5 protein-coding genes are annotated in these 4355 nt (G+C 66.5%); 3 read left to right on the top strand and 2 right to left on the bottom strand.

The genetic code is table 11. The features are described from left to right. Positions 1-73 precede the first annotated feature (73 nt). Together QOH60_RS12775 and QOH60_RS12780 are read right to left on the bottom strand one after the other, a co-directional pair. Positions 74-778 carry a GntR family transcriptional regulator gene (locus QOH60_RS12775; protein ID WP_526420786.1) on the bottom strand — a complete coding sequence of 235 codons (705 nt, stop codon included), beginning with the start codon at positions 776-778 and terminating at the stop codon, positions 74-76. After that, complete coding sequence (locus QOH60_RS12780; RefSeq protein ID WP_526420788.1) at positions 778-1302, bottom strand: HD family phosphohydrolase; 525 nt, start codon at positions 1300-1302, stop codon at positions 778-780. Before QOH60_RS12780 ends, QOH60_RS12775 begins: the two co-directional genes overlap by 1 nt. Positions 1303-1410: 108 nt before the next feature. Between QOH60_RS12780 and QOH60_RS12785 the strand changes: the two genes are divergently transcribed. Genes QOH60_RS12785 through QOH60_RS12795 form a run of 3 tightly spaced genes read left to right on the top strand, consistent with a single transcriptional unit; the run spans position 1411 to position 4290 of the window. Next, on the top strand, positions 1411-2526 hold the full coding sequence (locus tag QOH60_RS12785) for a TIGR03364 family FAD-dependent oxidoreductase (protein ID WP_526420794.1): 1116 nt from the start codon (positions 1411-1413) through the stop codon (positions 2524-2526). Between the two features lie 15 nt (positions 2527-2541). Then, positions 2542-3228 carry a phosphonatase-like hydrolase gene (locus QOH60_RS12790; RefSeq protein ID WP_526420790.1) on the top strand — a complete coding sequence of 229 codons (687 nt, stop codon included), beginning with the start codon at positions 2542-2544 and terminating at the stop codon, positions 3226-3228. A 15-nt stretch (positions 3229-3243) separates the two neighbouring features. After that, on the top strand, positions 3244-4290 hold the full coding sequence (locus QOH60_RS12795) for a 2-aminoethylphosphonate ABC transporter substrate-binding protein (RefSeq protein WP_526420792.1): 1047 nt from the start codon (positions 3244-3246) through the stop codon (positions 4288-4290). Positions 4291-4355 lie beyond the last annotated feature (65 nt).

The following is a 4355-nucleotide window of genomic DNA, read 5'->3' on the forward strand; positions in this document are numbered from 1 at the left end:
GATCTGTTTGGGCAGACGCTGGGCGACGCGGCGCAGTTCGGGATGGAATTCGATGGTCGACACCCAACCAGTATTACGTCAGGCGGGTCTCGAATGCGATGCGGTCTCCGCGGTACAGGGCGCGAACAATCTCGATCGGCCGCCCGTCGACATCGAGGGACCGGCGGTTGAGCAACAGCATCGGCATGGCCGTGGTCGACTCGAGCAGCGCGGCTTCGCGCGGTGACGGCAGGACCGTCTCGATGCGCTCGACGGCAGAGCCGAACTCAACACCGGTGGCTCTGACGGCCGCATACAGCGACGTGGACGGGTCGAACGTCTGGGGAAACGCCTTGAAGCGGCCTTTCGGCAGGTAGGTGCTCTCCAGCCCGATGCGCTGGCCGTCGGCGAGCAGCACACGCTCCACGTGCATGACGGTGTCGCCCATAGAAATGTCCAGCGCCTCCGCCATCTCTGCGGACGCCGGAACGTCCTCCCAGGTGACCGGCAGGCGACCCGGCACCCGCCCGCGCTCGGCGGCGCCCTCCGTGTACGAACGCAGCGACAGCGGCTGGACCAGTTTGGGGCGCGACACCACGGTGCCGCGGCCACGCCGCTCGATGCGGCCCTCGACCAACAGCTCGTGCAGGGCCTGGCGAACCGTCTCCCGCGACACGGCGAATCGTGCCGCCAGTTCCCGCTCGGGCGGAACGGTGTCGCCCTCGGTGAGGTCGGCAAGGAGGTCGTCGACCGCAGTGCGCACGAGGTACGGCTTCGGTAGCCGCTGAGGTTGGGTCATCACGAAAGCCTTTGACCCAACACGCGTTCCGCAATTCGCAGCACGTCGTCGATGGACGCCGCATCGCCACCCGGATCCTTGGCCGCGTCGTCGTAGCGCCGCAACCGGAGCGCGTCGGCCCACCACGGATGATCGACGTACGCCGGGTCGACGTCCGCGCCGCCCTGGTGGTGCAGCGAGTCGACCGAAACGTCGGAGAGGGTGGTGGCGTAGTCGGGATCGGTGGCCACCAGGTAGCGCTTCGCGGCCACGTGCGCACCGGCCAACCAGCCCACGCGGTCACCGAATCGCGGTGTCAACCATTCCATGGCGATCCGGTCGTGCTGCTGCGGTGAGATCTGGCCGAACTCCGGGCTGTGGGCGAGATCGTGCAGAGCGGCCGCGAGCAGCAGCTCGTCGTCGGCATCGTCGTCGCGCGCCCTGGCCGCTGCCTGCAGGGAGTGGTCGAGTTCGTCGACCGCATCCTCGTCCCATACGCCGCGCAACGAGCGCAGCAGATGACCGACTTCGTCGAGAACAGCCATGCCGCAAGCGTACCCGAGATTGGTCTATACCAATTCTTAACCTGCTGTTCCTCCCCGCCACACCTTGTGGTCTAGGTGTGGACGCGGTGACTCGGAATGGTCAGCACCATGCGGGTGGCGATCGTCGGTGGAGGCATCCTCGGCACCGCGCACGCTCTCGAGGCGATTGACCGCGGGCATGAGGTCGTCCAGTTCGAGCGCGAAGTCGAGGCGCGGGGCGCGACCGTCCGCAATTTCGGTCTGGTCTGGGTATCCGGCCGGTCGCGCAGTGAGCTGGCGGCCGCCCTGCGGGCACGCGAATTGTGGGAACGGCTCGGGGCCCAGATACCGGGAATCGGATTCCGGCCCGCCGGCTCGCTGACGTTGCTTCGCACGCCAGGAGAAGTCGCCGTTGCCGAGGAGGTGACGTCCCGCGGCGACGCCGAGCTGCGCGGCTTCACCCTGCTGGAGCCCGAACGCGTCCGTGCGCTGAATCCGGCGTTGCGCGGCAAGTATTTGGCGGGTCTGCATTGTTCCCGCGACGCCGCCGTCGAATCGCGACAAGCGCTGCCCGCGATGCGCTGGCACATGGCGGCCACCCGCCGGTACCGGTTCCACTCGTGCACCGAGGTACGTTCCGTCGACGCGACGGCCGTCATTGACGACCGCGGACGCCGCTATGACGCAGACGTGGTGTTGATCTGTGCGGGCGCAGCACACGGCGGGCTGGTGCGCGAGATCGCGGGCGACCTGCCGGTGCGTCGAGTTCGGCTTCAGATGATGCAGACAGAGCCGCTCGACGAGGAGTTGACCACGGCGATCGCCGATGGCGACAGCTTCCGGTACTACCCCGGATTCGCCGGGCCTGCGCTGGACCACTTGCGCCGCAGCGAATCCCAGGACGACACCGCCAGCGAGCACCGGATGCAACTGCTGTGCGTGCAACGCCTGCACGGCGGGCTGACCATCGGCGACACCCACGAGTACGACGAGCCCTTCCCGTTCGACGTGTCCGCAGCGCCGTACTCCTACCTCGCCGAAGTCGTCGAACAGTTTCTCGGCCGGGCACTTCCGCCCATCCGGCAACGCTGGGCCGGTGTGTACAGCCAGTGCGTCGACCCCGACCAGGTGGTGTGCAGAACGTCGCCGGACGACGCCGTGTGGGTGATCACGGGTCCTGGAGGCCGCGGCATGACGCTGGCCCCTGCGATCGCCGAACAGACGGCCGACCTGGTTGGCCTGTAACGCAGAGGAATGCCTATGCAGAACAAAACGATTCAGCTTGCGGTTGTCGACATGGCTGGCACCACGGTCGCCGACGACGGCCTGGTGGTCAGCGCCTTCGAGGCTGCCGCCACCGAGGTGGGAGTGCCTGAGTCGGGCGAGGAGCGCGACCGTGCTCGGCAATACGTGCTCGACACCATGGGACAGTCCAAGATCAGCGTGTTCCTGGCATTGTTCGGAAGCGAGGACCGCGCGCAAGAGGCAAACATCGCCTTCGAGCGCGCCTACGAGCGACTCATCGACGAAGGGCGTGCCAAGCCGATCGATGGTGCGGCTGAGGCGATTTCCCGAATTCGGGATGCGGGGATCCGAGTGGCACTCACCACCGGGTTCAGCGCCACCACCCAGGAGAAGCTGCTGGCCGCGCTCGGCTGGCAGTCCCTAGTGGATCTGGTGCTCGCGCCTGGCGACGGCGTGCGCGGACGGCCGTATCCGGATCTGATCCTCACCGCGCTGATGCGCCTCGGCGCCGACGGCGTCCTCAACGTCGCAACGCTAGGAGACACCAGCAGCGACATCGAAAGCGGGCTGCGCGCAGGTGTTGCGATCGCCGCAGGCACCCTCACCGGCGCTCACGACGAGCGTCAGCTCCTCGACGCCGGAGCCACCCACGTCGTCGACTCGGTCACCGAGTTCGCGGATCTCATTTTGCAAGATCGATAACGAAGAGAAGGAATCATGAAGTCGTTCAAGGTGAGTAACACCCTTCGCATAGCAACCATCGCCGTGATGGCGGCCGCGATGACCGCCGCGTGTGGCGGCACTGGCTCCTCCGGGTCGAAGGAGACGCTGACCGTCTACAGCGCCGACGGGCTCGCCACGTGGTACAAGAGCCAGTTCGACAGGTTCACCAAGGACACCGGCGTCGCGGTCAACCTCGTCGAGGCGGGATCCGGGGAAGTGGTTTCACGGGTGGAGAAGGAGCAGTCCAACCCGCAGGCCGACCTCCTGGTCACACTGCCTCCGTTCATCCAGAAGGCCGACAAATCGGGGCTACTCGTCGCCAGCGGCGTGAACACCAACGGCATTCCCGCCGAACAGGTGTCGCCGAACTACGTGCCGATCGTCAACAACGCACTGAACTTCATCGCGAACCCGAGCGCGACCCCCCAGCCCAAGACGTGGGATGACCTGCTGGCACCCCAGTACAAGGGCAAGCTGCAGTACTCCACACCCGGGCAGGCAGGCGACGGCACAGCGGTGCTGATCCTGCTTCAGCATCTGCTCGGCAAGCATGCCGCACTGGACTACCTGACCAAGCTGCAGGCCAACAACGTTGGCCCATCGTCATCCACCGGCAAGCTGCAGCCCAAGGTGAGCAATGGCGAGTTGCTAGTCGCCAACGGTGATGTGCAGATGAACCTGGGCTCGATCAAGGACGACGGCTCGAAGTTCACCATCTTCATCCCCGCGGCAGCCGACGGGAAGCGAACCACGATCTCACTGCCGTACGTCGCAGGCGTCACCAAGGGAGCGCCGCACGAGGACTCGGCCAAGAAGTTGTTGGAGTTCCTGCTGTCTGACGACGTCCAGAAGACGGTCGAGCCCGACGCGCTCGGCATCCCGGTGCGCGACCAGATCCGCACCACCGCAGGGGGTTCGGCCGCACCGAACACGCCGGCGGCGGTGCTCGACGGCGTCGACGTTTGGGTGCCGGACTGGAACACCGTGCTTGCCGAGCTGGACGCCGACGTCGCCGCGTATCAGAAGGCGACCGGGAACTGACATGAGCCGAGTCGGGGTTTTCAGGCCGCAAACCACGGCAAAACAGGCCGAGGCTGCGGAAACCC

Origin of the sequence: Mycobacterium sp., from assembly GCF_032159765.1 — a bacterium.
In the GTDB taxonomy this organism is placed as follows: Bacteria; Actinomycetota; Actinomycetes; order Mycobacteriales; family Mycobacteriaceae; genus Mycobacterium.

Excerpts from the sequence above, each read along its gene's own strand:
- QOH60_RS12790 (WP_526420790.1), top strand. The coding sequence starts at position 2,542 with ATGCAGAACAAAACGATTCAGCTTGCGGTTGTCGACATGGCTGGCACC.
- QOH60_RS12775 (WP_526420786.1), bottom strand. The coding sequence starts at position 778 with ATGACCCAACCTCAGCGGCTACCGAAGCCGTACCTCGTGCGCACTGCG.
- QOH60_RS12780 (WP_526420788.1), bottom strand. The coding sequence starts at position 1,302 with ATGGCTGTTCTCGACGAAGTCGGTCATCTGCTGCGCTCGTTGCGCGGC.
- QOH60_RS12785 (WP_526420794.1), top strand. The coding sequence starts at position 1,411 with ATGCGGGTGGCGATCGTCGGTGGAGGCATCCTCGGCACCGCGCACGCT.
- QOH60_RS12795 (WP_526420792.1), top strand. The coding sequence starts at position 3,244 with ATGAAGTCGTTCAAGGTGAGTAACACCCTTCGCATAGCAACCATCGCC.